Source organism: Yoonia sp. (genome assembly GCF_014859355.1).
Lineage (GTDB): Bacteria > Pseudomonadota > Alphaproteobacteria > Rhodobacterales > Rhodobacteraceae > Yoonia.
Genome location: NZ_JACUUJ010000019.1, coordinates 33,907 through 58,061 on the forward strand (window position 1 = coordinate 33,907; position 24,155 = coordinate 58,061).

Annotated in this window: 24 protein-coding genes; 18 read left to right on the forward strand and 6 right to left on the reverse strand. The window is 59.7% G+C overall.

What is annotated here, in order from left to right; genetic code table 11:
- Positions 1-24 precede the first annotated feature (24 nt).
- The 8 genes from IBX59_RS08590 (at position 25) to IBX59_RS08625 (ending at position 10,365) form a co-directional block, all read left to right on the forward strand.
- Positions 25-1,761 carry a heparinase II/III family protein gene (locus IBX59_RS08590; RefSeq protein WP_296374496.1) on the forward strand — a complete coding sequence of 579 codons (1,737 nt, stop codon included), beginning with the start codon at positions 25-27 and terminating at the stop codon, positions 1,759-1,761.
- A 16-nt stretch (positions 1,762-1,777) separates the two neighbouring features.
- Positions 1,778-3,367: a bifunctional phosphoribosylaminoimidazolecarboxamide formyltransferase/IMP cyclohydrolase gene (purH, locus tag IBX59_RS08595; protein WP_296374498.1), complete on the forward strand. Its 1,590-nt coding sequence runs from the start codon at positions 1,778-1,780 to the stop codon at positions 3,365-3,367.
- A gap of 81 nt (positions 3,368-3,448) precedes the next feature.
- Positions 3,449-3,928 (forward strand): signal peptidase II, encoded by a 480-nt coding sequence (lspA, locus tag IBX59_RS08600; RefSeq protein WP_296374500.1) that lies wholly within the window; start codon positions 3,449-3,451, stop codon positions 3,926-3,928.
- Between the two features lie 54 nt (positions 3,929-3,982).
- Positions 3,983-4,492: a DUF3035 domain-containing protein gene (locus tag IBX59_RS08605; protein WP_296374502.1), complete on the forward strand. Its 510-nt coding sequence runs from the start codon at positions 3,983-3,985 to the stop codon at positions 4,490-4,492.
- 84 nt (positions 4,493-4,576) lie between these two features.
- Entirely contained in the window at positions 4,577-5,908 is a 1,332-nt protein-coding gene (locus IBX59_RS08610) for a pitrilysin family protein (RefSeq protein ID WP_296374504.1), read from the forward strand.
- Positions 5,908-7,218 (forward strand): pitrilysin family protein, encoded by a 1,311-nt coding sequence (locus IBX59_RS08615; protein ID WP_296374506.1) that lies wholly within the window; start codon positions 5,908-5,910, stop codon positions 7,216-7,218. Before IBX59_RS08610 ends, IBX59_RS08615 begins: the two co-directional genes overlap by 1 nt.
- 106 nt (positions 7,219-7,324) lie before the next feature.
- Positions 7,325-9,136: a DNA mismatch repair endonuclease MutL gene (gene mutL, locus IBX59_RS08620; protein ID WP_296374508.1), complete on the forward strand. Its 1,812-nt coding sequence runs from the start codon at positions 7,325-7,327 to the stop codon at positions 9,134-9,136.
- Positions 9,133-10,365, forward strand: a complete 1,233-nt coding sequence (locus IBX59_RS08625; protein ID WP_296374510.1) for a DNA recombination protein RmuC — start codon at positions 9,133-9,135, stop codon at positions 10,363-10,365. The genes mutL and IBX59_RS08625 overlap by 4 nt, the downstream gene beginning before the upstream one ends.
- A 36-nt stretch (positions 10,366-10,401) precedes the next feature.
- Here IBX59_RS08625 and IBX59_RS08630 read toward each other — a convergent pair whose 3' ends face one another.
- Both IBX59_RS08630 and IBX59_RS08635 read right to left on the reverse strand, forming a co-directional pair.
- A complete protein-coding gene (locus IBX59_RS08630) occupies positions 10,402-11,052 on the reverse strand; it encodes a ChrR family anti-sigma-E factor (protein ID WP_296374511.1) in 651 nt (216 codons plus the stop codon).
- Between the two features lie 8 nt (positions 11,053-11,060).
- Positions 11,061-11,585 carry a sigma-70 family RNA polymerase sigma factor gene (locus tag IBX59_RS08635; protein WP_296374539.1) on the reverse strand — a complete coding sequence of 175 codons (525 nt, stop codon included), beginning with the start codon at positions 11,583-11,585 and terminating at the stop codon, positions 11,061-11,063.
- Positions 11,586-11,840: 255 nt separating this feature from the next.
- Between IBX59_RS08635 and IBX59_RS08640 the strand changes: the two genes are divergently transcribed.
- The 6 genes from IBX59_RS08640 (at position 11,841) to IBX59_RS08665 (ending at position 16,852) form a co-directional block, all read left to right on the forward strand.
- The gene (locus tag IBX59_RS08640) at positions 11,841-13,139 is read left to right on the forward strand and encodes an NAD(P)/FAD-dependent oxidoreductase (protein ID WP_296374513.1); all 1,299 of its coding nucleotides are present in this window, start codon (positions 11,841-11,843) and stop codon (positions 13,137-13,139) included.
- Complete coding sequence (locus tag IBX59_RS08645) at positions 13,136-13,894, forward strand: DUF1365 domain-containing protein (protein WP_296374514.1); 759 nt, start codon at positions 13,136-13,138, stop codon at positions 13,892-13,894. Before IBX59_RS08640 ends, IBX59_RS08645 begins: the two co-directional genes overlap by 4 nt.
- Positions 13,891-15,117 (forward strand): MFS transporter, encoded by a 1,227-nt coding sequence (locus IBX59_RS08650; protein WP_296374516.1) that lies wholly within the window; start codon positions 13,891-13,893, stop codon positions 15,115-15,117. The genes IBX59_RS08645 and IBX59_RS08650 overlap by 4 nt, the downstream gene beginning before the upstream one ends.
- Before the next feature lie 3 nt (positions 15,118-15,120).
- Entirely contained in the window at positions 15,121-15,693 is a 573-nt protein-coding gene (locus tag IBX59_RS08655) for a DUF3833 family protein (RefSeq protein ID WP_296374518.1), read from the forward strand.
- A 1-nt stretch (position 15,694) separates the two neighbouring features.
- Positions 15,695-16,432 (forward strand): SDR family oxidoreductase, encoded by a 738-nt coding sequence (locus IBX59_RS08660; protein WP_296374519.1) that lies wholly within the window; start codon positions 15,695-15,697, stop codon positions 16,430-16,432.
- 93 nt (positions 16,433-16,525) lie between these two features.
- Positions 16,526-16,852, forward strand: a complete 327-nt coding sequence (locus IBX59_RS08665) for a DUF3775 domain-containing protein (protein ID WP_296374521.1) — start codon at positions 16,526-16,528, stop codon at positions 16,850-16,852.
- A gap of 8 nt (positions 16,853-16,860) precedes the next feature.
- Here IBX59_RS08665 and IBX59_RS08670 read toward each other — a convergent pair whose 3' ends face one another.
- Genes IBX59_RS08670 through IBX59_RS08685 form a run of 4 tightly spaced genes read right to left on the reverse strand, consistent with a single transcriptional unit; the run spans position 16,861 to position 20,086 of the window.
- Positions 16,861-17,778, reverse strand: a complete 918-nt coding sequence (locus tag IBX59_RS08670; RefSeq protein WP_296374523.1) for a glutathione S-transferase C-terminal domain-containing protein — start codon at positions 17,776-17,778, stop codon at positions 16,861-16,863.
- Positions 17,778-18,827, reverse strand: a complete 1,050-nt coding sequence (locus IBX59_RS08675) for a saccharopine dehydrogenase (protein WP_296374525.1) — start codon at positions 18,825-18,827, stop codon at positions 17,778-17,780. Before IBX59_RS08675 ends, IBX59_RS08670 begins: the two co-directional genes overlap by 1 nt.
- Positions 18,827-19,429: a glutathione S-transferase family protein gene (locus IBX59_RS08680; RefSeq protein ID WP_296374527.1), complete on the reverse strand. Its 603-nt coding sequence runs from the start codon at positions 19,427-19,429 to the stop codon at positions 18,827-18,829. The genes IBX59_RS08675 and IBX59_RS08680 overlap by 1 nt, the downstream gene beginning before the upstream one ends.
- A 12-nt stretch (positions 19,430-19,441) precedes the next feature.
- Positions 19,442-20,086, reverse strand: a complete 645-nt coding sequence (locus IBX59_RS08685) for a histidine phosphatase family protein (RefSeq protein WP_296374528.1) — start codon at positions 20,084-20,086, stop codon at positions 19,442-19,444.
- Between the two features lie 159 nt (positions 20,087-20,245).
- Between IBX59_RS08685 and recQ the strand changes: the two genes are divergently transcribed.
- The 4 genes from recQ to IBX59_RS08705 form a co-directional block, all read left to right on the forward strand.
- Positions 20,246-22,282 (forward strand): DNA helicase RecQ, encoded by a 2,037-nt coding sequence (gene recQ, locus IBX59_RS08690; RefSeq protein ID WP_296374530.1) that lies wholly within the window; start codon positions 20,246-20,248, stop codon positions 22,280-22,282.
- Positions 22,283-22,360: 78 nt separating this feature from the next.
- Positions 22,361-23,275, forward strand: coding sequence for a tRNA pseudouridine(55) synthase TruB (gene truB / locus IBX59_RS08695; protein ID WP_296374532.1), 915 nt, complete (start codon positions 22,361-22,363; stop codon positions 23,273-23,275).
- Positions 23,272-23,781 carry a DUF1643 domain-containing protein gene (locus IBX59_RS08700; RefSeq protein WP_296374533.1) on the forward strand — a complete coding sequence of 170 codons (510 nt, stop codon included), beginning with the start codon at positions 23,272-23,274 and terminating at the stop codon, positions 23,779-23,781. The genes truB and IBX59_RS08700 overlap by 4 nt, the downstream gene beginning before the upstream one ends.
- Before the next feature lie 93 nt (positions 23,782-23,874).
- A partial coding sequence (locus tag IBX59_RS08705; RefSeq protein WP_367119369.1) for a calcium-binding protein occupies positions 23,875-24,155 on the forward strand: 281 nt, incomplete at its 3' end.

The window sequence follows — 24,155 nt, forward strand, 5'->3', positions numbered from 1 at the left end:
TCGAGGCGGCAGTAATTGGGAATCATGCAAACATGGCGGGCCCGCGGTATCCGTTTCATGCATCGGGTGCATGCACGCCGTGCCGCGCGGGCCGATCTGACCACGCGCTTCGTCAGCCCACCCGAACCATACATGATTGGCAGCGTGCAGCGCGGGCAGCAACTCTTGCGGGGGGATTTTCTGTTTTCCGGGCTCCGCATCGAAAACCCCGCACTATCGGTTTGGGATATCGCCGACTCGCATCCTGACATCGCTGATGAAATCCACAGTTGCGGATGGCTTGAGGATCTGGCCGCCGTGGGAGACGAAGCCGCCCGCAATACGGCACAAACATGGGCAAATCAGTGGATCGACCGTTATGGCGATGGCCGCAGGCAGGGGTGGCTGCCCGAACTGGTGGGCCGCCGCCTGATCCGCTGGATCAGTCATGGTGAATTTCTGCTGCGTGGGCAGGACCGGGTGCGGCGCAACCGGCTTTTGACCAGTCTGGCACAGCAATCGCTGTTCTTGTCGCGCCGCTGGTCGGTCATGCCAGCCGGGTTACCGCGTTTCGCGGCCCTCGCTGGAACAATCCATGCGGGCCTGTCACTGGATGGGCTGGCCCCGATCGCAAGGACGGCGGTGCAGGCGCTTACCCTTGATTGTGACAACCAGATCGACAGGGACGGCGGCATCGCACCTCGCAACCCAGAGGCGCTTTTGGACCTTCTGACGCTACTGAACTGGACGACACACACGCTGCGCCAGACCGGGCAGCCGGTGCCAACGTCCTTGCATCGCGCAGTCGAGCGGGTCGCGCCAACCTTGCGGGCACTGCGGCATGCAGATGGCGGCCTTGCACGGTTTCATGGTGGCGGGCGCGGCATGGAAGGGCGGCTGGATCTTGCGCTTGCCGCGTCCGGCGTAAAGGATCTGCCGGGTCCGGGCCTGCATATGGGCTTTGCCCGGTTAGGCGGCGGCCGCACCACGCTGATCGTGGATGCAGCGGCCCCGCCCACTGGCCCGGCATCGGCCAACGCCCACGCCAGCACGCTGGCGTTCGAACTGACATCAGGGCGCAGGCCGTTGATTGTGAACTGCGGGTCGGGCATCCGTTTCGGGCCGGAATGGCAGCGCGCCAGCCGCGCCACGCCAAGCCATTCCACACTGGCGCTCACCGGTGTATCATCGTCGCAACTTGCCCCTACGCAGCGGGGGCAGATGGGGCAGGAATGGCTGTGCAAGACACCGACCCTTGTGCGCGGCGCGCTGGCCCGGAAAAGCAACCGCACATTGGAATTGTCGCACAACGGGTATCAACCCCACAACGGGTTGACACATGCCCGGATTCTGACCCTGTCTGCCGACGGTCGCATCCTGGAAGGCGAAGACCTTTTGACAACGCTGAACGATGCCGACAACGCCTTGTTTGACAAGGCCATGGCCGGCACCGACGGCAAAGGCATCGCTTGGGCGGTCCGGTTTCATCTGCACCCTGACGTGCGTGCCGCAATCGACGACGCGGCAGCCACTGTGCAATTGACGCTGATATCAGGCGAAACATGGGTGTTCCGGCAGGATGGCGCCGCAAAAATGGACCTTACCCAGTCGGTTTATCTCGAAAACGGTCAATTAACCCCCACCAAGACGCAACAGGTGGTTTTATCTGGCCGCAGTTTGGCCTATGCGACACGCGTCCGTTGGTCATTGGCCAAGGCGCAGGACACGCCCGACGTGCTGCGCGACCTTGTGCAGGCTGATCCAATGGATCGCATAAAATAACCCTTGGGGATCCCGGATGACCTATCTTGCACCACTGCGCCGCGCGCTGCTTTCTGTTTCTGACAAAACGGGGTTGATCGACCTTGCCCGCGCATTGGCAGACCGTGGGGTGGAAATTCTATCCACCGGCGGATCGGCCAAGGCGTTGCGCGATGCAGGTCTAGAGGTGCGCGATGTTGCCGACGTCACCGGATTTCCCGAAATGATGGACGGCCGCGTCAAGACGCTGCATCCGGTCGTGCATGGTGGCCTGCTGGCACTGCGCGACAATGACGACCACAAGGACGCAATGGTCGAACACGGGATCGGCCCGATCGACCTGCTTGTGGTCAACCTTTATCCGTTCGAGGCCGCACTGGCCCGCAGCGCCGATTATGATGAAATGATCGAGAATATCGACATCGGCGGCCCCGCGATGATCCGTGCCGCGGCCAAGAACCACGCCTTTGTCACCACCATCGTCGATGTGGAAGATTACACCGCGCTGCTGGCCGAACTGGATGCCAACGACGGGCAGACCACCTATGCCTTTCGGCAAAATCAGGCGCAAATTGCCTATGCCCGCACCGCTGCCTATGACACCGCCGTCAGCACATGGATGGCCGGCGCGATCGGGCAGGACAATCCGCGCCGCCGGTCGTTCAGCGGCACCTTCAAGCAGGTCATGCGCTATGGCGAAAACAGCCACCAGGGGGCTGCGTTTTATACCGATGGCACCAACCGCCCCGGCGTCGCCACTGCGGTGCAGCATCAGGGCAAGGAACTGTCGTATAACAACATCAACGACACCGATGCGGCGTTTGAACTGGTGGCAGAATTCGACCCGGCCGATGGCCCGGCCGTTGCGATTATCAAACACGCCAACCCAAGCGGCGTGGCCCGTGGCGCAACCTTGCTGGAGGCCTATCAAAACGCGTTTGACTGCGACCGCACATCAGCCTTTGGCGGAATCGTGGCGCTGAACCAACCGCTGGACGAAGACACCGCCAGGGCCATCGTCGAAATTTTCACCGAAGTCGTGATTGCACCAGGCGCATCGGATGCGGCCAAGGCGATCTTTGCCAGCAAGAAAAACCTGCGGCTGCTGACCACAGACGCGCTGCCCAATCCCAACGCCCCGATCAAGACCTATCGTCAGGTCGCAGGCGGAATGCTGGTGCAGGACAAGGATACCGGCCACGTCGGGTTGGATGACCTGAAAGTTGTCACCAAAATCGCCCCAACCGATGCGCAGATGGCCGACCTGCTGTTCGCATGGAAGGTCGCCAAACACGTCAAGTCCAATGCCATTGTCTACGTCAAGGACAGCGCGACCGTTGGCGTTGGCGCCGGCCAGATGAGCCGCCTTGATTCTGCGCTGATCGCCGCCAAAAAGGCCGAGCGCATGGCGCAGGCGATGGACCTGCCGCAACCGCTGACGATCGGGTCTTCCGTGGCGTCAGATGCGTTTTTCCCCTTTGCCGATGGCTTGCTGGAAGCTGCCGCCGCTGGTGCCACTTGCGTGATCCAGCCGGGTGGATCGATGCGCGACGACGAGGTGATCGCGGCAGCGGACGCGGCGGGGATCGCCATGGTGTTCACCGGCATGCGGCATTTCCGGCATTGACACACGTCCGGCAAATTGACGCGCAAAACCTTCGCCTGCAGGGCGGAAGCTGGCAAGCGTCAGACATGGGGAAACACTAATATGCGCCTTGTATTCTGGACCGGCTTTGCGGTGTTCATGCTGGATCAGATCAGCAAATATTATGTTGTGCATTGGTTGGGGCTGGCCAATCACCCGACCGGAAGGATCGCAGTGTTCCCGCCCTATCTGGAATTTCGCATGGCCTGGAACCGTGGCGTGAATTTTGGACTGTTTGCTGATTTTGACATGCGATGGGTGCTGATCGGTCTGGCGCTTGTCATTTCGGGCGCCGTGCTGGTCTGGTTGCGCAATGCGGTCAGATCAAAATGGGTTTACATCACGGCGGGATTGCTGATTGGCGGGGCGCTTGGCAACGTCATCGATAGGCTGATTTACGGGGCCGTGGCCGATTTTCTGAACGTGTCCTGCTGCGCAATCAACAACCCTTATGCGTTTAATGTCGCCGATGTTGCCATTTTTGCCGGGGCCGTCGGACTGGCCTTTCTGGGGGATGACGGCAAACGCAAGAAGACCGCGTGACGTCGCCCCAAGCATCGGTTAAACATCTTGCCAAGACAATGTGAAGGACCTGCGATGCGTGCAATGATCATCCCCGCTGTGGCACTGGCGCTGTTGGCTGCTTGTGGGAACACCGACCGCCCCCTGCGCGACATGCGGGCGGCAGGCGGCGGACCCGATGAATTTTCCGCGATCCCCGTGGCACCTTTGGTTATCCCCCAACAACTGACGTTGGTGCCGCCGACCCCCGGCGGCACCAATCTGACCGATCCGCAACCGCGCGCCGATGCCATTGCCGCACTTGGTGGTTCGGCTGACGCACAGCGCGCCGGTGGCATCCCGGCCAGCGATGTGGGGCTGGTCGCGCAGGTCAGCCGCTATGGCGTGGACCAGGACATTCGTAACACCCTTGCCGTCGAGGATGACCGTATCTTGCAACGCAAGCGGCGCACAAATATTTTCAACCCTCTGAACCGCGACCGCTATTTCCCCGCCTATGCGGGGGTTGTGCTGGACCCATTCGCCGAATTGCAGCGCCTGCGCAGCCTTGGCGTGCAAGTGCCGTCTGCACCACGACCCGAATAACCGCGTTGTCACATCCCCGTATGTTGCCTTGAACATCGCGCGCCCCGGCGTAGGTTATACGGTGATCAATCGCGAAGGGTTCCCATGAAACAACTGTTTGCCGCCGTGGCCTTGCTGACCGCGCCTCTGGCCGTGCTTGCCGATGAGGTAACACATTTCAACCTTGATAACGGGATGGAGGTCGTCGTGATCGAAGATCATCGCGCCCCCGTCGTTGTCCATATGGTCTGGTATAAAGCCGGATCAGCGGATGAACCGGTAGGGTCATCAGGGGTCGCGCATTTTCTGGAACATTTGCTGTTCAAACAGACCGACATTCTGGAAGCTGGCGAATTTTCCGCCACCGTTGCTGCCAATGGCGGCCGCGACAACGCGTTTACCAGCTATGATTACACCGCATATTTTCAGCGCATCGCCGCCGACCGGCTGGAACTGATGATGCAGATGGAAAGCAACCGGATGAACAATCTGGCCATCACCGCAGATGACATCGCTACCGAACGCAATGTGATTCTGGAGGAACGCAACCAGCGCACCGAAAACAACCCCGGCGCGCTGGCAGGCGAACAATTCCGCGCAGCACAATACCAAAACCACCGCTATGGCGTGCCCATCATCGGATGGAAGCACGAGATGGAACAGCTTGATCTGCAAGACGCGCTGGGTTTTTATGACCTCTATTATTCTCCCAACAATGCCGTTCTGGTTGTTGCGGGTGATGTGCAACCCGACGAGGTGCGCGCACTCGCCGAGCAATATTATGGCGTGATCCCCCCCGAGGAACAGCTGCCCGAACGCATCCGCCCGCAAGAACCCCCACAGCTGGCCGAACGCCGCATCACCTATACCGACCCCCGCGTCAGCCAGCCTTATCTGGTTCGCAGCTATCTGGCCCCCGAACGTGACCCCGGCGCACAACAAGAGGCCGCAGCACTGGTCTATCTGGCGGAATTGTTGGGCGGGTCGTCGTTTACGTCCGATCTGGGGCAGGCGCTGCAATTCGACACGCAGACCGCGATTTACACCAATGCGTCCTATAGCGGCAATTCACTGGACACATCGACCTTCAGCTTTGTCGTCGTGCCGGCCGATGGCGTCGCCCTGTCCGACGCCGAAGCCGCGATGGATCAGGTGATCGCGGATTTCATGGCCCGTGATATCGACCCTGCAAGACTGGACAGTATCCGCACTCAATTGCGCGCGTCCGAGATTTACGCCCGCGACAACGTGCAGGGCCTTGCCCGCCGCTATGGGGCCGCCCTGACCCAAAGCCTGACGGTCGCGGATGTGCAGGCATGGCCCGACGTCCTGCAAGCGGTGACCGAGGCCGACATCAAGGCCGTCGCAGCCAAAGTATTCAACCGCGACCAATCCGTCACCGGCTGGGTCGTGCCCAATCAAGAGGAGGCACGCTGATGTTGCGCATGTTGTTCGCTTTTTGCCTGACGATCATCACAACCACCGCCCGTGCCGAAATTGATATCATCGAGGTCACATCGCCCGGCGGTATTAACGCATGGGTCGTGCAAGAACCCAGTATCCCCTTTGTCGCGCTTGAAATCCGCTTTGTCGGTGGTGCGTCACTGGACCGCCCCGGCAAACGGGGTGCGATCAATCTGATGGCCGGCCTGATCGAAGAAGGATCAGGCGACATGACCGCGCAGGAATTTCAAACCGCCCGCGAGGCGTTGGCCGCCAATTTCAGTTTTCGCGCAACTGACGATACTGTTTCAGTCTCGGCCAGTTTCCTGACCGAAAATCAGGATCAAGCGCTGGCCCTGCTGCGGCAGGCGTTGAACGCGCCAACCTTTGAACAAGATGCGCTGGACCGCGTGCGTGCGCAGGTTTTGTCAGGTATCGCTCGTGATGCAAAAGACCCCGACAGTATCGCAGGTGCTGCGTTCAACGCGGCAGCTTTTGGCGACCACCCCTATGGCAGCACTGTTGACGGAACCGTCGAGACCGTAACCGCCCTAACGCGTGACGACATGTTTGCGGCCTATCAGGATATCATCACGCGCGACCGGCTTTATGTGGCGGTTGTTGGCGATATCACCGCCGCAGCTGTTGGCCCGATGCTGGATGACCTTTTGGGTGATCTGCCCGCGACAGGGCCAAGCCAACCCGCCGATGTGCCCTTCGGTCTGGACGGTGGAATCACGGTCATCGACTATGACACGCCACAGGCTGTCGCATTGTTTGGTCATGCGGGCATGAAACGCGATGACCCCGATTTCTTTGCCGCTTTTGTCATGAATCATGTGCTGGGCGCCGGCGGATTTCAATCGCGCCTGATGACCGAGGTGCGTGAAAAGCGCGGGTTGACCTATGGGATCAGCACATTTCTACTGCCGAAATTCCATGCGGAAATGGTGCTTGGGTCGGTCGCATCATCCAACGCCACGATTGCCGACGCTGTTGCGGTTATCCGTGCCGAATGGGCGCGCATGGCAGACCAAGGCCTGACACCCGAAGAGTTGGCCAGCGCCAAAACCTATCTGACAGGCGAATACCCGCTACGATTCGATGGCAACAGCGCGATTGCCAATATCATGGTGGGCATGCAGACGATTGGCCTGCCGCCGGATTACGTGATCAACCGCAATGATTATATCGAGGCTGTGACGCTGGAGGATGTGAACCGGGTGGCGGCGGAATTGATGCAGCCTGATAACCTGCATTTTGTGGTTGTTGGCAGACCCGAAGGTTTGGAAAGCACGCAATAAAGGCGGTCAATTTTCCAGAAAATTGACTCGTGCGGCGGAAATTCGCGAATTTCCGCCGCGCTTTCCCTCTCGTAGAATCGCAGACTGTTATGCTAGTGCTTGTGGCATGGCGATTGCAGACCCCCAGATAAAGCCACGCCCGGTCATCCGGCAGTTGGATGAGGCCGCGATCAACCGGATCGCCGCGGGTGAAGTGCTGGAACGCCCTGCATCTGCCGTCAAGGAACTGGTCGAAAACGCCATCGACGCCGGTGCAACCCGGATCGAAATCGTGATTGCCGATGGCGGCAAGACCCTGATCCGCGTCACCGACGATGGGTGCGGCATCGCCGCCGCTGATCTGCCGCTGGCGTTGTCGCGGCATGCCACGTCAAAAATCGACGGCTCTGATTTGCTGAACATCCATTCCTTTGGTTTCCGGGGCGAGGCGTTGCCATCACTCGGGGCTGTCGGCCGCCTGACGATCACATCCCGCGTGCCGGGGACCGATGCCGCCAGCATCACCGTATCTGGTGGGCGCGCCAGCGATGTGCGACCCGCCGCCCTTTCCACAGGCACCGTCGTGGAACTGCGCGACATATTTTACGCCACGCCTGCGCGGTTGAAATTTCTGCGCAGTGATAGGGCCGAGGCACAGGCCGTGGGCGATATCGTCAAACGGCTGGCCATGGCCGAACCTTTTGTCACGTTTATTCTGCGCGATGCGTCAAACGGCGACAACCGCACCTCATTCCGCGCCGAAGCGCAGACTGGCGACTTGTTCGATGCGCTTCATGGGCGTCTACAAACCGTGCTGGGCCGCGATTTTGCGGAAAACGCGCTGGCGATTGATGCCGAACGTGACGGGTTTCACCTGACAGGCTATGCCGCGCTGCCCACCTATTCGCGCGGTGCGGCGGTGGCGCAGTACCTGTTCGTCAACGGCAGGCCGGTGCGCGACAAGATGCTGCTGGGCGCGTTGCGGGCTGCCTATATGGATGTTCTGTCGCGCGACAGGCATCCGGTGGCGGCTTTGTTCGTGGATTGCGCCCCGGCGTTGGTAGATGTCAACGTGCATCCGGCCAAATCCGAGGTGCGCTTTCGCGATCCGGGCACGGTGCGCGGGCTGATCGTGTCGGGCTTGCGCCATGCGCTGGCAGGCGCGGGGCATCGTGCCTCAACGACCGTTGGCCATGCGACCCTTGGCGCGATGCAGCCGCAGCCCACCCAACCTCGTGTTTATCAAATGGACCGGCCCAGTTTCAGCGCGCGGTCGATGACGTTTCAGGCACAAGCACCGGGGTTTCATGAGGCGCCCAGCGCCCGAATTGAACCGGAAATCGCGGATGCACCGGATCATCTGCCATTGGGGGCCGCCCGCGCGCAGGTACATGAAAACTATATCATCGCGCAGACCGAAACGGGCATTGTGATCGTGGATCAGCATGCCGCGCATGAACGTCTGGTCTATGAAAAGCTGAAAAAACAAATGGCTGAAAACGGTGTTGCCGCACAGGCGCTGCTGATCCCTGAAATCGTTGAAATGACCGCAGGCGAAACAGCGCAACTGTTGGAAATTGCCGAAGACCTGTCTCGGCTTGGGCTGACGATTGAACCCTTTGGCGGCGGCGCGATTGCCGTGCGCGAAACCCCCGCGATCTTGGGCGAAGTGAACGCACAGGCAATGTTGCGCGATATTCTGGATGAACTGGCCGATCAGGGCGATAGCGCCAGCGTTCAGGCAAGGATCGAGTCGATTCTCAGCCGTGTCGCCTGCCATGGTTCCATCCGGTCGGGCCGCCGGATGCAGGGTGCGGAAATGAATGCGCTGCTGCGCGAAATGGAGGCCACGCCATTGTCAGGCCAATGCAACCACGGGCGACCCACCTATGTGGAACTCAAGCTGTCCGATATTGAACGGCTGTTCGGGCGCACATGATCCAGATTGGCGAACAGAGCTACGCATTCAGCGATCCGGCCGTGATTGCTGCGCTGTTGGGGGGCGCGATCGTGCTGCTGGTGCTGATCCTGCTGATCACCGCCGTGCGCCGCGCGGGTCGGTCGGGTGAGGCGGTGGAATATGTGGCGTCGCAGGTGGGGCGGCTGGCGATGGATGTCAATGCCTTGGGCCAGGGGCAGAACCAGCTGGCCGGCAATATCCAGACCGTCAGCGATGCGCAGGCCAATGCCCAGGTGCGTGTGATCCAGACGATGGAAGCGCGATTGGCCGAGGTGCAGGCGCAAATGGCCGAACGGCTGGCCGATAACGCGCTGAAATCCGCACGGTCCTTGTCGGACATGCAGGAACGCATGAAAGAAACCCTGACCGGCAGTTCAGAACGCACCACCAAAAGCCTGACACAGTTGCAGGAACGGCTGGCCACCATCGACCGCGCCCAGACGAATATTGAAAAACTGTCGGGCGATGTGTTGTCGTTGCAGGATATCCTGTCAAACAAACAACGACGCGGCATGTTCGGGGAAATCCAGCTGACCGATATCGTGTCAAAGGCGCTACCGTCTGACAGTTACACGCTGCAAGCGACCCTATCCAACGGCAAGCGCGCGGATTGTCTGGTGCATCTGCCCAATCCCCCCGGCCCTATCGTGATCGACGCGAAATTCCCGTTTGAGGCTTACGAGGCCTTTGCCGCCGCCGAAACCAAGGACGATCAGGCGCTTGCCTTGCGCGCGCTTGGCGCTGCGGTGCGTGTGCATATCAAGGCGATTTCCGAACGATACCTGATCGAAGGTGAAACCGCTGACGGCGCGATCATGTTCCTGCCATCCGAGGCGGTTTATGCCGAATTGCACGCCCGTCTGCCCGAGGTGGTGCGCGCGGGCTTTGATGCCCGCGTCTGGATCGTGTCGCCAACCACCTGCATGGCCACGTTGAATACGATGCGCGCAATTTTGAAAGACGCGCGGATGCGCGAACAGGCGGGCGAAATTCGCAAGGCCCTGCGCCTGTTGCACCGGGATGTGGAGATCATCGGCGAAAAAGCGGGCAAGCTGGAAACGCATCTGCGCCAAGCGGGCGAAGATGTATCCGGCGTGCTGACTGCCGCGACCCGCGCGGGCAAACGCGCCGATCGGCTGGATAATTTTGATTTCGAGGAATTGGCACCAGAAACGGCGGCCCTGCCTATCGCACCGCCAAACGAATGATGGCGTAAGGCGGGTTTGATCCCGCCCCTACGTTTCTCAAATACCGATGAATTTCTGCGCGATACGCGGCATCAATCCGTTGAAGGCAAGTGGTGCGTCGGTCGCGGCAAGACAGATACAATCCATCCCTTGTTCGGCGACGGGCGTGTGGTTCAGATCTTCGTTCGCAATCTCGACATCACCGGCGGCAAACCGGTCGGTTTCATCGACAAATGCGCCCTGCAACACCAGCGTCAGTTCGGTGCCACGGTGGCCATGATCGGGCACTGCCGTTCCTGCAGGAATATACAACAACCGCACACTTGCCGCGTCTGATGTTTCAAGCACCATCTGACGCACACCGCCACCGACCCGGCGCCATTTCACGCTGTCCAGATCACCCTTCACGTAATCGCGCAAGGGGGCAGGAAATATGCCTTTGCCATGCTCTTTTGCCTTTGGCACGTCGAATTTTGGTGCATTGTCGATCAGCGCCATCGTCGCCGCAAGCGCATCTTCGGCCATAGTGACCGGTTCGACATCCAGCATCACCTCGCCACCCACGGCTTCGTATTCTGCCAGCGCAGCGCGGCAGGTATCGCACATCGAAATATGCGTGGCGACAACAAGGTTGAACGCCTCTGGCAAGGTGCCCGCGGCATACCCCATCAGCAGGGAATCGGTCAGGTGGTGTTTGATCTGTTTCATGGCTACATTCACTTCATTGCGTGGCGCAAACGGTCAAGCGCCAGTCTTATCCTTGATTTAATCGTTCCCAGTGGCAGGCCGGTTTCTGCGGCTATTTCGCTGTGGCTTAACTCACCAAAGTAGGCGCGTTCGATCAGTTTGCGTTGTTCGGCTGGTAGGGTGGCAAGCGCCTGCCCCAGCTTTTCTGTTTCTTGTTGCAAGCCCAGCGCATCAGCCTGATCAGGCTCTGCTTCGGGGCCCCATGGCAAATCCTCTGGCTCTGGTCGTTTCTGTTTGCGCAGCAGGTCGATCTTGCGGTTTCGGGCGATCGTGAAAATCCATGTCGATACGCTCGCCTTGGTCGGATCGAACAGATGCGCCTTGTTCCAAAGGGTTGCCATTACCTCTTGTGTGCATTCCTCGGCCAGGTCAGGGCTGGCCCCCGATTTCATCAGGAACGATTTCACGCGTGGTGCGAAATACGCAAAGAGTTCGGCAAACGCCGCCTTATCCTTGTTATCCCTGACCGCCGTGACCTGACCCACCCAAGCCATGCGTTTGGTCGTTTGTTCCGTCGTCAAGATTCTTGCCCCACCTTTGGCCGACACTTTTGTAGCTGCCCCTTTATAAAGGGCAATTCCGGCAGGCGCATCCGGTTTCACGGCAAAGGCGGTTTGCGTTGACATGTAGCTATTACGTCGCGAATGCCGAACCGGATCACCGGACCATATTTTTTTCCGTGTGATCCGTCACATCGTCGGATACGTATTAAGAAAACAAAAAACGACACGGCAACGGAGCAGTGATCGATGCGATCAAAGTCAGGGAAAGCCGCCCAAAAGCGTGTGGCGGTGATTGGTGCAGGTATTTCCGGTATGGGTGCGGCGCATGCTTTGGCCGAAAATCATCAGGTCGTGCTATTCGAGGCGGAAAAGCGGTTGGGTGGACACGCCCGCACCCGTATGGCGGGGCCAAATGCCGATCAACCTGTCGATACAGGCTTTATCGTGTTCAACTATGCCAATTACCCGCATCTGACCGCGCTGTTCGATCAGCTGCAAGTGCCCGTCACCAAAAGCAACATGAGCTTTGGTGCGTCGTTTTCCGGTGGCAAGCTGGAATACGGGCTGGCCAGCCTGAACGCGCTTTTCGCGACACGTTCCAGCATCGCAAGCCCACGGTTTTTGCGCATGGTCCGTGATATCTTGCATTTCAACGCCAATGGTCTGGCCGCAAGCCAGGACGAAACGCTGACCATCGGGGAATTGCTGCGCAAGCTGAAACTGTCCGATTTCTTTCGTGATCATTACCTGTTGCCGTTTTCCGGCGCGATCTGGTCAACGCCCAAGGAAAAGATTCTTGATTTTCCCGCCTACGCGATGATGAAATTTTTCGACAATCACGCCCTGCTAGGCGCGACGGGACAGCATCAATGGTATACGGTGCAGGGCGGCAGCCGCGAATATGTCACCCGTTTAGGGGCTGACATGGTCCGGCGTGGTGTCGATATTCGGCTTGATGCACCCATCAATGCCGTGCGGCGCGGGCCCATGGGGGCCGAGGTGAAAGCCAATGGCGGTGAATGGGAAATGTTTGACGAGGTCGTCTTTGCCACCCATTCCGACCAAACACTGGCCATGCTGTCAGACGCAACGCCTGCGGAAACCGCAACCCTTGGCGCGGTGCAATACCAGCCCAACAAGGTGGTGCTGCATTCCGACACATCGGTGATGCCCAAACGCCGCGCTGTCTGGTCGTCGTGGGTCTATTCCGAGGACGAAGCGAAAAGCACGCGTGAAATTGACCTGACTTATTGGATGAATTCGTTGCAGCCGTGGTTGACGGGCGATGACATGATGGTCACGCTGAACACCAAACGCCCGATCCGCGAAGCCCTGATCTGGGACGAGGTGACGCTGCACCACCCCGTTTACGATCTTGCCGCACTGACCGCCCAGCAAACCGCTGCCGCGATGAACGGGTCCAACCGCACATGGTTTTGCGGGGCATGGATGAAAAACGGATTTCACGAAGACGGTCTTTCCAGCGCGATGGAGGTGGTGCAGGCGTTGAACGCCGCCGAACGCATGGAAGTCGCGGCAGAGTGACCGCGACCATCCATCATATCGCAGGGGAAACCTATCACGGGCGCCGGGGGGCGGTAAAAAACGCCTTTCGCTATTCCATCGACTATGTGCTGATGGATGCAGAGGCGGCGCCAGATACGCCAGCCTTGTTCGGTCGCAACAGCGCCAACCTGATGTCACTGCACGACAGCGACCATGGTGGCCCGCCCAAGGCTGGGCAGGGTGCCGCGTGGGTGCGCGATGTGCTGACAGCACATGCCATCGCGCCGCCCGCGCGGATTGATCTGCTTGCGCAACCGCGCGTGCTGGGCCATGTGTTCAACCCGGTGTCTTTCTGGTTGTGCCATGATGCAGACGGTATTTTGCGCACCATCATTGCCGAGGTGACGAACACCTTTGGTGACCGCCATTCCTATCTGTGCCGCCACAATGACGGGCGCGAGATCGTCAAGGCCGACACGATATATGCACAAAAGATATTCCATGTTTCCCCTTTTCAGCCAATTGACGGTGGATATGTGTTTCGGTTTGATATCCAGCCTGACAGCATCGGCATCTGGATCGACTATTCACGCGGAAACGGCGGGCTGATCGCCACGCTGACCGGCGACCGTAAACCGCTGCGCAATGGCTCTATCCTGCGGGCTGTGCTGCGCCGCCCATTCGGGTCGCGCCGCGTGCTGGCACTGATCCACTGGCAGGCGCTGAAATTGTGGTGGAAGGGTGCAACGTTTCGCCCGCGCCCCGCACCGCCGACCCAAGAGATCAGCAAATGACAGCCTTGACCGAGCGGCTGCCCGCCTACACCGGCTTTGCCGCCGTGCTGTCGGGGGCTGGCCTGCCGATTTATATCTATGCGCCGAAATATTACGCCGACACTTATGGCGTCAGTCTGACCGCGCTGGGGGCCGTGCTGTTCGGGTTGCGCCTGTTTGATGTGGTGCAAGACCCGGTGCTGGGCTGGATCAGCGAACGCCTGCGCACGGGCAAAAAGCTGATCATCACCGCCACGGCGCTGTTGCTGGCGCTGTCGATGCTGGGGCTTTTCGCTGTCACCCCACCCATCGCGCCGATATGGTGGTTTGGGCTGACCATCACCGGGCTGTTCAGCGCCTTCAGCTTTCTGACCATCAACTTCTATGCCCAAGGCGTCAGCAAGGCCGGTGCGGGCCCCAAAGGGCATATCCGGCTGGCTGCCTGGCGCGAAAGCGGGGCGTTGTTGGGCGTTTGCATCGCGGCGGTGACACCGACCCTGTTGATCGATGTGGTCGCCACGCCCTTTGCCACCTTTGCCTATGGCTTTGCCGTGGTGACGTTGATTGCTGCGTGGTTCATGTGGCCCGAATGGAAGGGGCGCACCACGGCTGAACCTTCGCAGATCGGTGAAATTTTCGCCGATCCTGTTGCGCGCAGGCTTCTGATTCTAGCCTTGGTCAACGCTACACCGCTGGCTGTGTCATCCACGCTGTTCCTGTTCTACGTGGAAAGCCGCCTTGGCGCGCCGGGCTGGGAAGGCGCACTGCTGGTACTGTTTTTTCTGGCCGCAGCCCTGTCATCGCCGCTGTGGTCCGCACTGGCCGGGCGCTATGGGGAAAAACGGGTTTTGCTGACAGCCATGGTGCTGGCGGTTGCGTCATTTGGTTATACCATCACTTTATCGACCGGCGATGTGATCCCCTTTGCGATTGTATGCGTATTAAGTGGTGCAACGATCGGGGCAGACCTGACGCTTTTGCCCGCAATGTTTGCAAAACGATTGGCCGCCATATCGCCCGCAGGGGGGCAAGGGTTTGGCCTTTGGAATTTGGTGAACAAGTTCACGCTTGCCTTCGCCGCGGTGGTTCTGCTGCCGGTATTGGAAAAATCGGGGTTCGTGCCCGGGGTGCAGGCATCGCCGACGTCTGCCCTGACCATGCTGACGGTGCTTTACGCGCTGGTGCCGTCGCTTTTGAAACTTGTGGCGATCGGTCTTTTGGTTGCCACGAAACTAGAGGATTAGAAGATGAGTATTCTAACCTACATCCTGATTGGCGGCGCGATTGTTGCAGCCGTGATGGTGCTGAAATCGCGCTACATGTCTTTTCAGGCGCAGACATCCGCAGATTATGCCGATGGTCCGGTTTTTGATATCCGCGAACAGTTCAACGGCCCGATCGCCTGCGAGGGCGTGATTTACGGGCCAACAGGCCGGGTCACATCACGGTTTGTTGCAGATTTCGAAGCATCGTGGGATGGTAATGTCGGCACGATGACAGAAACCTTTCAGTATGATAGCGGGAACACGCAACAAAGGGTCTGGACGCTGACATTGGGAAATGACGGCGGTATCAAGGCCGAGGCCCCAGATGTTGTCGGCACCGGAACCGGCAAACAGCAAGGCTCTGCCGTGCTGCTGACCTACCGGATCAAGCTGGCGGACGAGGCGGGCGGCCATGTTCTGGATACGACCGACTGGATGTATCTGATGGCGAACGGCTCCATCATGAACCGCAGCCAGTTCCGCAAATTCGGCATCAAAGTTGCCGAGCTGGTCGCCACGATGCGTCCGAAAGATCAAGCATACGCAGGAGAGTGACGTGAAGGAATGGCAGGGAAAACGATACTGGCTGGTTGGCGCAAGCGAAGGTCTGGGGCGCGCTGTTGCACATCGTCTTAGCCGCGTCGGGGCCGAGGTGATTGTTTCTGCCCGGTCAGAGGATCGTTTAAAAGAACTCGTCGCCGAATTGCCCGGCAAAGCATCTTATATCAAGGTTGACGTGACAGACCGCGCCGCCGTCGAAGCAGCCGCAAAAGAAGCGGGCGAACTTGACGGCGTAGTTTATCTGGCCGGTGTCTATTGGCCAATGAAAGCCAGCGCATGGGACAACGAAAAAGCCGACCTGATGGGCGAAATCAACTATCTGGGTGCATCCCGCGTTGTGGGGGCCGTGATTGGCGATATGATCAAACGCGACCGTGGGCATATTGTGCTGACCGGGTCACTGTCAGGGTTTCGCGGGTTGCCGGGTGCGATCGGCTATTCCGCATCCAAGGCGGGGGTGATGGCGCTGGCGGAATCGATGCAGGCGGATTTGCATCGGTCGAATATTCAGGTGCAGGTGATCAACCCCGGCTTCATCAAAACCCGCCTGACCGAAAAGAACGATTTCACCATGCCCTTCATCATGTCGCCCGACGACGCCGCGCGCGAAGTGTTCGAACATATGAATGGTGACAGTTTCAAAAAAAGCTTTCCCATGATTTTTTCATGGGTGTTCCGGCTGTCGCAATTCATGCCCGATTGGTTGTATTATCGCCTGTTCGGCGCACGCTAAAAAGTGTCAGATCATATCTGGCGCACGACAATTGCGCCAGATCAAGGTAGGGTAGTGACGCTTTCGCCAGATTAAAACAAAGGAGGCTGCACCATGTTACCAATTGCAACAGATAAGGTCGCCGAAGTCATCATTCTTGCCCGTGAATTGGACCGGACTGAACCTGAATTCGACGCGTTCGTGGGGCGTTTGAACGAAGACGAACAGGCCGCGCTTGTTGCCGTCTTCTGGGTCGGGCGCGGCACCTTTGATGCCGAAGATTTGCAAGAGGCGTTGGACACCGCCACGAATGAAGCGACAACCCCGACGGCCGAATACCTTAAGGGATCCCCCTTGCTTGCCACACATCTGGAGACAGGCTTATACGCGCTTGGGATCGACGCCACCGACGCCGAGGATCGCCTGATCAAGCCTGTGTAAGGTGGATTTCAATCCACCCTTGCCCAGTCCACCAGTGGTCCGATCGGGATGATCCCCAGCGGATTGCGCTTTTCAGACGCGCTGAAATAACCGCGTTTATAGATATCAAATCGCACCGTGTCCGCGACACCGGGCATATGATAGATGCGCCGCGCATAGGGCCACAGATGCGCATAATCGCTGATTTTGCGCAGGTTGCAGCGAAACGCATAATGATAGGCCACATCGAAACGGGCCAATGTGGGGAACAGGCGCAGATCGGATTCGGTGAAATCATCGCCGCACAGCCAGCGATGCGATGCCAGATGCGCGTCAATCCGGTCCAGCGTGTCAAACACCTGATGGGCGGCGGTTTCATAGGCGTCTTGTGTTGATGCGAACCCGGCGCGGTAAACCCCGTTGTTTACGGTTTCATAGATCAGCGCGTTCCAGTCGTCGATCTGGTCGCGCAGGGCATCCGGAAGCAGGTCCGGCCCATCAAACGCCGCATTCAGCATCCGCACGATATCGGCAGATTCGTTGCTGACCATGCAGCCCTGCACCTTGTCCCACAGCACCGGCACCGTCAGACGGCCCGTGTATTCCATGGGATCGGCACTATAAACCTCATGCAGCGCCCGCACGCCCAGCAGCGGGTCGGAAAATGCGCCGGTTTCATCGTAAACCCAGCCCTGATCGGTGCGATTGGGCCGGGCATACGACACGGTGATATCATCAAGCCCCTTGATCACACGGGTCAGCAGTGCACGATGCGCCCAAGGGCAGTTCCACGCCACAAACAGGTGATAGCGCGCCGCCTCTGCCGGGAAATGCGCATCACCGATCCAGTTGCGCACGGTGCTGCGGCTGCGTTCCCATGCACCTGAAGGCAAGGTCGCCGTGACATCGTCGCCCGTGTGATAGACCCCATCAACCATATACCCCATCAGGCAACCACCCTGTCATAACAGGCGCGCGCCCGCCCCCACACACCCTGATCCAGCGCATCCAGCGCCAGCAGATGCGGCAGCAACTGGTCGGCAAAATCCGCACTGCTTTCTGCAGGCAGCATAGAGGGCAGGTTATCAATCGCGGTGACATCCAGCACTGGCGCGTCATTCACACGCAGCGCAGGCGCATCCCATGTGGTTGTCCGGTCATAGACCTTGATCGGGGAAAAGTCGCTGTCGGGGTCGCAGGCGATATCGCCGATCACGCTCAGGCTGCGCGCGGCAACCTTGGCGCTGACTGGCACAAAAACTGGCGTGCCAGGACGTGCCAAGATGCAGTTAAGGAATATGTCATGGGCCAAAATCTGGGGGAATGGCCCGCCCGATGCCGTTTCGGCCATATCCCATTTTGTCGTCGCAACCCCCATCGCATGGCACAGATCCGCCGCCCCTGTGCCCACTCGGCCCAGCGCCCCGATGATCAGCGCCGTTGGACGCGCGGTGCCAAGCGCCTCAAGCCCCTGTTGCAGATCGGCCAGCATGTGGTTTGCGCTGGGATAGCCATGCACAGGCCCCGCGATTTCGCCGCGCTGTTGTGCCATCCAGCACATCAGCGCGACCCCTGCCCCGGCATAGCCCGCCCAGTAGCCAAAGGCGGCAACGCGGCGCCCATCCGCATCGGTCAGATATTCCAGATCCAGCAGCAGGCCGCCCCCGGCGCTGAACCTGTCCAGCAGCACCTTGCCCGCGGGCTGCCCCTTGTAGGCATGACCGAACATGATGTGGCAATGCGGCAGCGGTGTGCCATCATCGGGCAGTTCCTTCAGCCCGAAAATAATCGCATCGCGGGGTGCGTCGGGCCACGAAAACTCTGGCGCTGTGGTACAGCCGGCGGCAATGTAATCGGCGATGGGAATGATCCGCTGACGGCTTTCCTCGATCGTGACCTTGATACCTGCGGCGATCAGCCGTGCCGCCCCCTGCGGTGTCAGCCCGACCCGTTCTTCATGTGCGCGGCTTTCCGACCGGACCCAAAGATGCACCATCACAGCATCCCCAATTCATAGACCCGCTGCACCGACCGGCGGGTGTTCATCCGATGCTGAAAAGCCGCTAGATTGGGGTAGCGGGACACATCCACGCCATCGCCCGGCAACCATGTCAGCACAACGTAAAGATAGGCGTCAGAGACGATCATGCCATCAGCCCCCCAAAAAGGAAGCTGCGGCAGGAATTCTTCCAGATAGTCGCAACTTGCGGCCATGGTCGCAGGCACCTTGCGTTTCATATCCTGTATCGCGTTCGGATCATCCGCCCACCGGTTGCCGCGCGCACCATGGGCGTGGTTCACATGCATTGTGCTTGCAAGGTAATACATCAATTCGCGCATCCGCGCCGCCGCCAGCGCATTGTCTGGCACCATATCAGGCGCGATATATTCAAGGATCGCCCCCGTTTCAGTCAAAACCCCATCCGGGGTTTCTAACGCCGGCACGCGGCCCTTGGGGTTGATCTGGTGATAGGCGGGTTTAGTCTGTTCGGCGGCGCTGAAATCGACCAACACAGGATCATAGGGCAACCCCGCTTCTTCCAGCACAATTGCTGGCGCGATGGATATCGTGCGGGGGGCATAGTGCAGTTTGAACAATGTCCTGATCCTTCAGTAATGTGTCATTGCATGGGTGCGATCGGCCCTGTCCAGATGCGGAATCGCGTTGAAACCACCCAAGATCGGCCCTTGCGGAATGACATGCACCCGGTGGATCGAGGTGTTCAAGATCGGCAGCAGAATATGCGCCATGCGCGTCGGATCAAGCCCCAGCAAGTGCCTGACGATCATGCCGATCACCCCGCCGGATGTGATGCATAGGATGCGCACACCGGGTTGCGCGGCCTCTTGCAAAACAGAGGCCACACGTTCCTCAAACGAAGCAAAGGTTTCAACACCTTTGATCTCGGCCCTGTGCCACGCCTCCATGACCTGCGGCACGTGGGCGGCGAAATCCGCAGGGCCAGGGAAAGGGACGCCGTGGACATCCTGTAATGCCTTGCCAAGGTTGAAATAATCCATCTCGTTCAAGCGCGGGTCAATCAACGGGGCATCATGGCCAAGGCCGGCGGCGGTTTCGCGATGGCGGCGCAGACTGCCGCTGATCACCTTGTCGAACGGTTTTTCCCGTTCGTTCAGGTAATCGCCCAGCCAGCGCGCTTGCTGGTGGCCCAGATTTGACAGCTTGTCATAGCTTTCTTCGTCATTGGCCGCGGAATTCGCCTGCCCGTGCCGTATCAGAATAATCTCGCCCATCGGTCCCTCCTGCGAGGTCAGGGTTACGGGGTCGGCGGCCTGTTGGCAACGCCCGGTAAGGTGGATTTAAATCCATCCTATGGCAAGCGATCCCTTGTTCGCGGATTCCGCCTGTGGGATTGTCGCAGCAACGCGCAGATAACAAACAGGTCCCCTTGCATGAACGCCGCCACGCTGCTTCGCGATGTCTTTGGCTTTGATGCCTTTCGCCCCGGTCAGCAGGATATCGTGCAGGCCGTCGTGGACGGGCAGAACACCCTTGCCATCATGCCCACGGGCGGCGGTAAATCGCTGTGTTTTCAATTGCCTGCGCTGGTCCGCGACGGTGTGACGGTCGTGATTTCCCCGCTGATTGCCCTGATGCGCGATCAGGTGCGCGGCCTGCGCGAGGCCGGGGTGGACGCGGGCGCGCTGACATCCGGCAATACGCCGGAAGAAACCGACGCCGTCTTTGCTTCGCTTGAGGCAGGCACGCTGAAACTGCTTTACATGGCCCCCGAACGCCTTGCCTCTGGCGGGACGATGAACATGCTGCGCCGCGCCGGCGTCTGCCTCATCGCCGTGGACGAGGCGCATTGCGTCAGCCAGTGGGGCCATGATTTTCGCCCCGATTACCTGCGCATCGGTGAATTGCGCCGCACGCTGGATGTACCGCTGGCCGCCTTTACCGCGACCGCGGATGCCGAAACGCAGGCAGAAATCGTCCAGAAACTGTTCGACGGCCAGCCGCCTGCAACCTTTCTGCGCGGGTTTGACCGGCCCAACATACATCTGGCGTTCGCCGTAAAGGACAGCCCGCGCGCGCAAATCCTGAACTTTGCCGCCGCCCGTAAGGGGCAATCCGGCATCGTGTATTGCGGCACCCGCGCAAAAACCGAAACGCTGGCCCGCGCGCTGGCCGAAACCGGCCACCTGACCTGCCACTATCACGGCGGGATGGAGGCAGAGGATCGCCGCATCGTCGAACGCCGTTTCCAGCAAGAGGACGGGCTGATCGTTTGTGCCACGGTCGCATTCGGGATGGGCATCGACAAACCCGATATCCGCTGGGTCGCCCATGCCGATCTGCCCAAGTCGATCGAGGCTTATTATCAGGAAATCGGCCGCGCGGGCCGTGATGGCGACCCTGCCGAAACGCTCACGCTGTTTGGCCCCGACGATATCCGCTATCGCCGCCAGCAGATCGACGAAGGTCTGGCGCCCCCCGAACGCCGTGCCGCCGATCACGGACGGCTGAACGCCTTGCTGGGTCTGGCCGAGGCACTGCGCTGTCGCCGCCAGAACCTGCTGGGGTATTTCGGGGAAACGTCCCAGCCTTGCGGCAATTGCGACCTTTGCGACAAACCCGCCGAGGTGTTCGATGCCACGACCGCCGTGCGCATGGCGCTGTCTGCGGCGTTGCGCACCGAAGAATGGTTCGGCGCGGGCCACCTGATCGACATTCTGCGCGGCGACCTAACGGACAAGATCCAGCAACGCGGGCATGACGGCCTGCCCACCTTTGGTGTGGGCAAGGAATACGACAAACGCCAGTGGCAGGCGATTTTCCGGCAGATGATGGGCCACGACCTGATGCGCCCCGACCCCGACCGCCACGGTGCGCTGCGCATGACCGAGGCCGCCCGCCCCATTCTGCGCGGCGAGGCGACGATCGAATTGCGCCGCGACACGATTCGCGCCGCGCGCGGCACCGGCCCAAAGGTGCGCACGCAGGTCAGCGATGAAGACGCGCCGCTGCTTTCCGCGCTCAAGGCGAAACGCCGGTTTCTGGCCGAACAGGCGAACGCCCCTGCATATATCATTTTCAACGACCGCACCCTGATCGAAATGGCCGAACGCAAGCCGCGCACATTGGACGAGATGGCAAATATCGGCGGTGTCGGTGCGAAAAAGCTGGAAAGCTATGGCCGCGCCTTTCTAGAGGTGATCGCCGGTGCGGTGGATGACATCCACCCCGCCCGCCGCAAACTGGCCGGGCGCGACGAAGGCGCGATTTATGACCGCCTGATGCAGGTGCAGGCGCAGCTGGCCCGCGGCCCCCATGGTGCCGACAAACCGATGAGCTGTTCTGCATCGCTGCTGGCCAAAGTGGCCCAGATGCGCAGCGCCGATGCAGATCAACTGGCGCGGTTGATCGGCGACAGATACGTCGAACGCTTTGGCGATGCGTTTCTGGAAGTGCTGGAAGGCGGCTGAAAGCAGCCGGACAGCTGGCAAAGCTTGACCGCCCGCGTCCATCCCACTAGCAACCGCGCAGCTTCAAAGGACAAGACAATGGCACGCAAACGCAAAGGCCGCGATATTTCTGGCTGGCTGGTGGTCGATAAACCCGCCGGAATCACTTCGACCGCTGTGGTCAATAAGGTGCGCTGGGCGCTGGATGCCACAAAGGCAGGACATGCCGGCACGCTGGACCCAACAGCAACAGGCGTGCTGGCGGTGGCGCTGGGCGAGGCGACAAAGACGGTGCCCTATATTACCGACGCGCTGAAGGCCTATGTTTTCACCGTCCGGCTGGGACAGGCCACCAACACAGATGACGCCGAAGGCGCAGTCATTGCGCAAAGTGATGTGCGCCCTGATGACGACGCAATCAAGGCTGCACTGGGACAATTCGTCGGTGATATCATGCAGGTGCCGCCACAGTTTTCCGCCGTCAAGGTGGATGGTGAACGCGCCTATAAGAAGGCCCGCGATGGCGAGGAAATGGACCTGGCCGCGCGCCCGCTTTGGGTGCAGGAACTGCTGCTGGTAGACCGCCCGGACGCGGATCACGTCGTGCTGGAAATGATCTGTGGCAAAGGTGGCTATGTGCGGTCCATTGCGCGGGATCTGGGCCAGGTATTAGGGTGTTACGGCCATGTTGTGACCCTGCGCCGCATCTGGTCGGGGCCGTTTCAGGCCACCGATGGCGTGACGCTGGACCAGATTGACGCCATGGCAAAAACCCCCGCGCTGGACGCGCATATCCTCCCGCTTGAGGTTGGACTGGCCGACCTGCCAGAGGTGCGCTGCCTTGCCGAAAGCGTGGCCAAACTGCGCAACGGCAATCCGGCATCGGTGATCGCGTCAGATGTGGACTTTGGAGAAGAAGTCTGGGCCTCTTACGACGGGTATGCGGTTGCCGTCGGAACCTATCGCGGTGGCGATTTGCATCCAACCCGAGTGTTCCTGCCACAAGGCGGATGATCTTCCGCTCGCATATCAAAGATGACGCGCCATCGACCGCCATCTATTCGGATTGCGGAAACTATCGCTATGCCTTGACACGCACATGGAACGCGGGTGGCAAACGCGTGCTTTTCGTCATGCTGAACCCGTCCCAGGCGACCGAGGTGCAAAACGACCCTACGGTCGAACGCTGTGAACGACGGGCGCGGGCGCTGGGGTTTGGGGCGTTGCAGGTTGCAAATATCTTTGCGTGGCGTGACACAGACCCGCACAGGATGCGCAAGGCCATCGACCCGATAGGCCCGGAAAATGATACCTTTATCCGCGAAGGGGCCGTATGGGCCGACCAGATCATTGCCGCATGGGGCACCCACGGCGCACATCTGGAACGCGGGCCTGCGGTTGCGGGTCTGCTGCGCGCAACCGGAAGGCCCCTGCTGACGCTTGGCCTGACCAAGGACGGACACCCCAAACACCCGCTTTATATCAGCTATACCCAATCGCCAGCACCATGGCGATGTTAACCAATCGTTAAGTTTTCATCAGGTCTTACAGCCTGACTATGCTAAAACCGCGGCGCAGGGGCGGGTTATAGCAAGAACGGGAACGGGTTGATGATGTTTGTGGTTTTAGGCCTTATGGGCATCGCTATTTCGGCGTTGATGATTGATGATGCGACGGATGACGGCACCGCCCACCAAAACGATGCACTGCCCGAGACAGACCTGCCCATCGTCACGCTTGATGCCGTTCTGAACATTGGTGATGGCGACAATGTCATCTTTGCAGGGCATGGCGATGACCTTGTCCAGACCGGCGCGGGCAATGATTACATCAATGGCGAAGACGGCGATGATTATCTGATAGGTGGCGCAGGCAATGACACGCTGCACGGTGG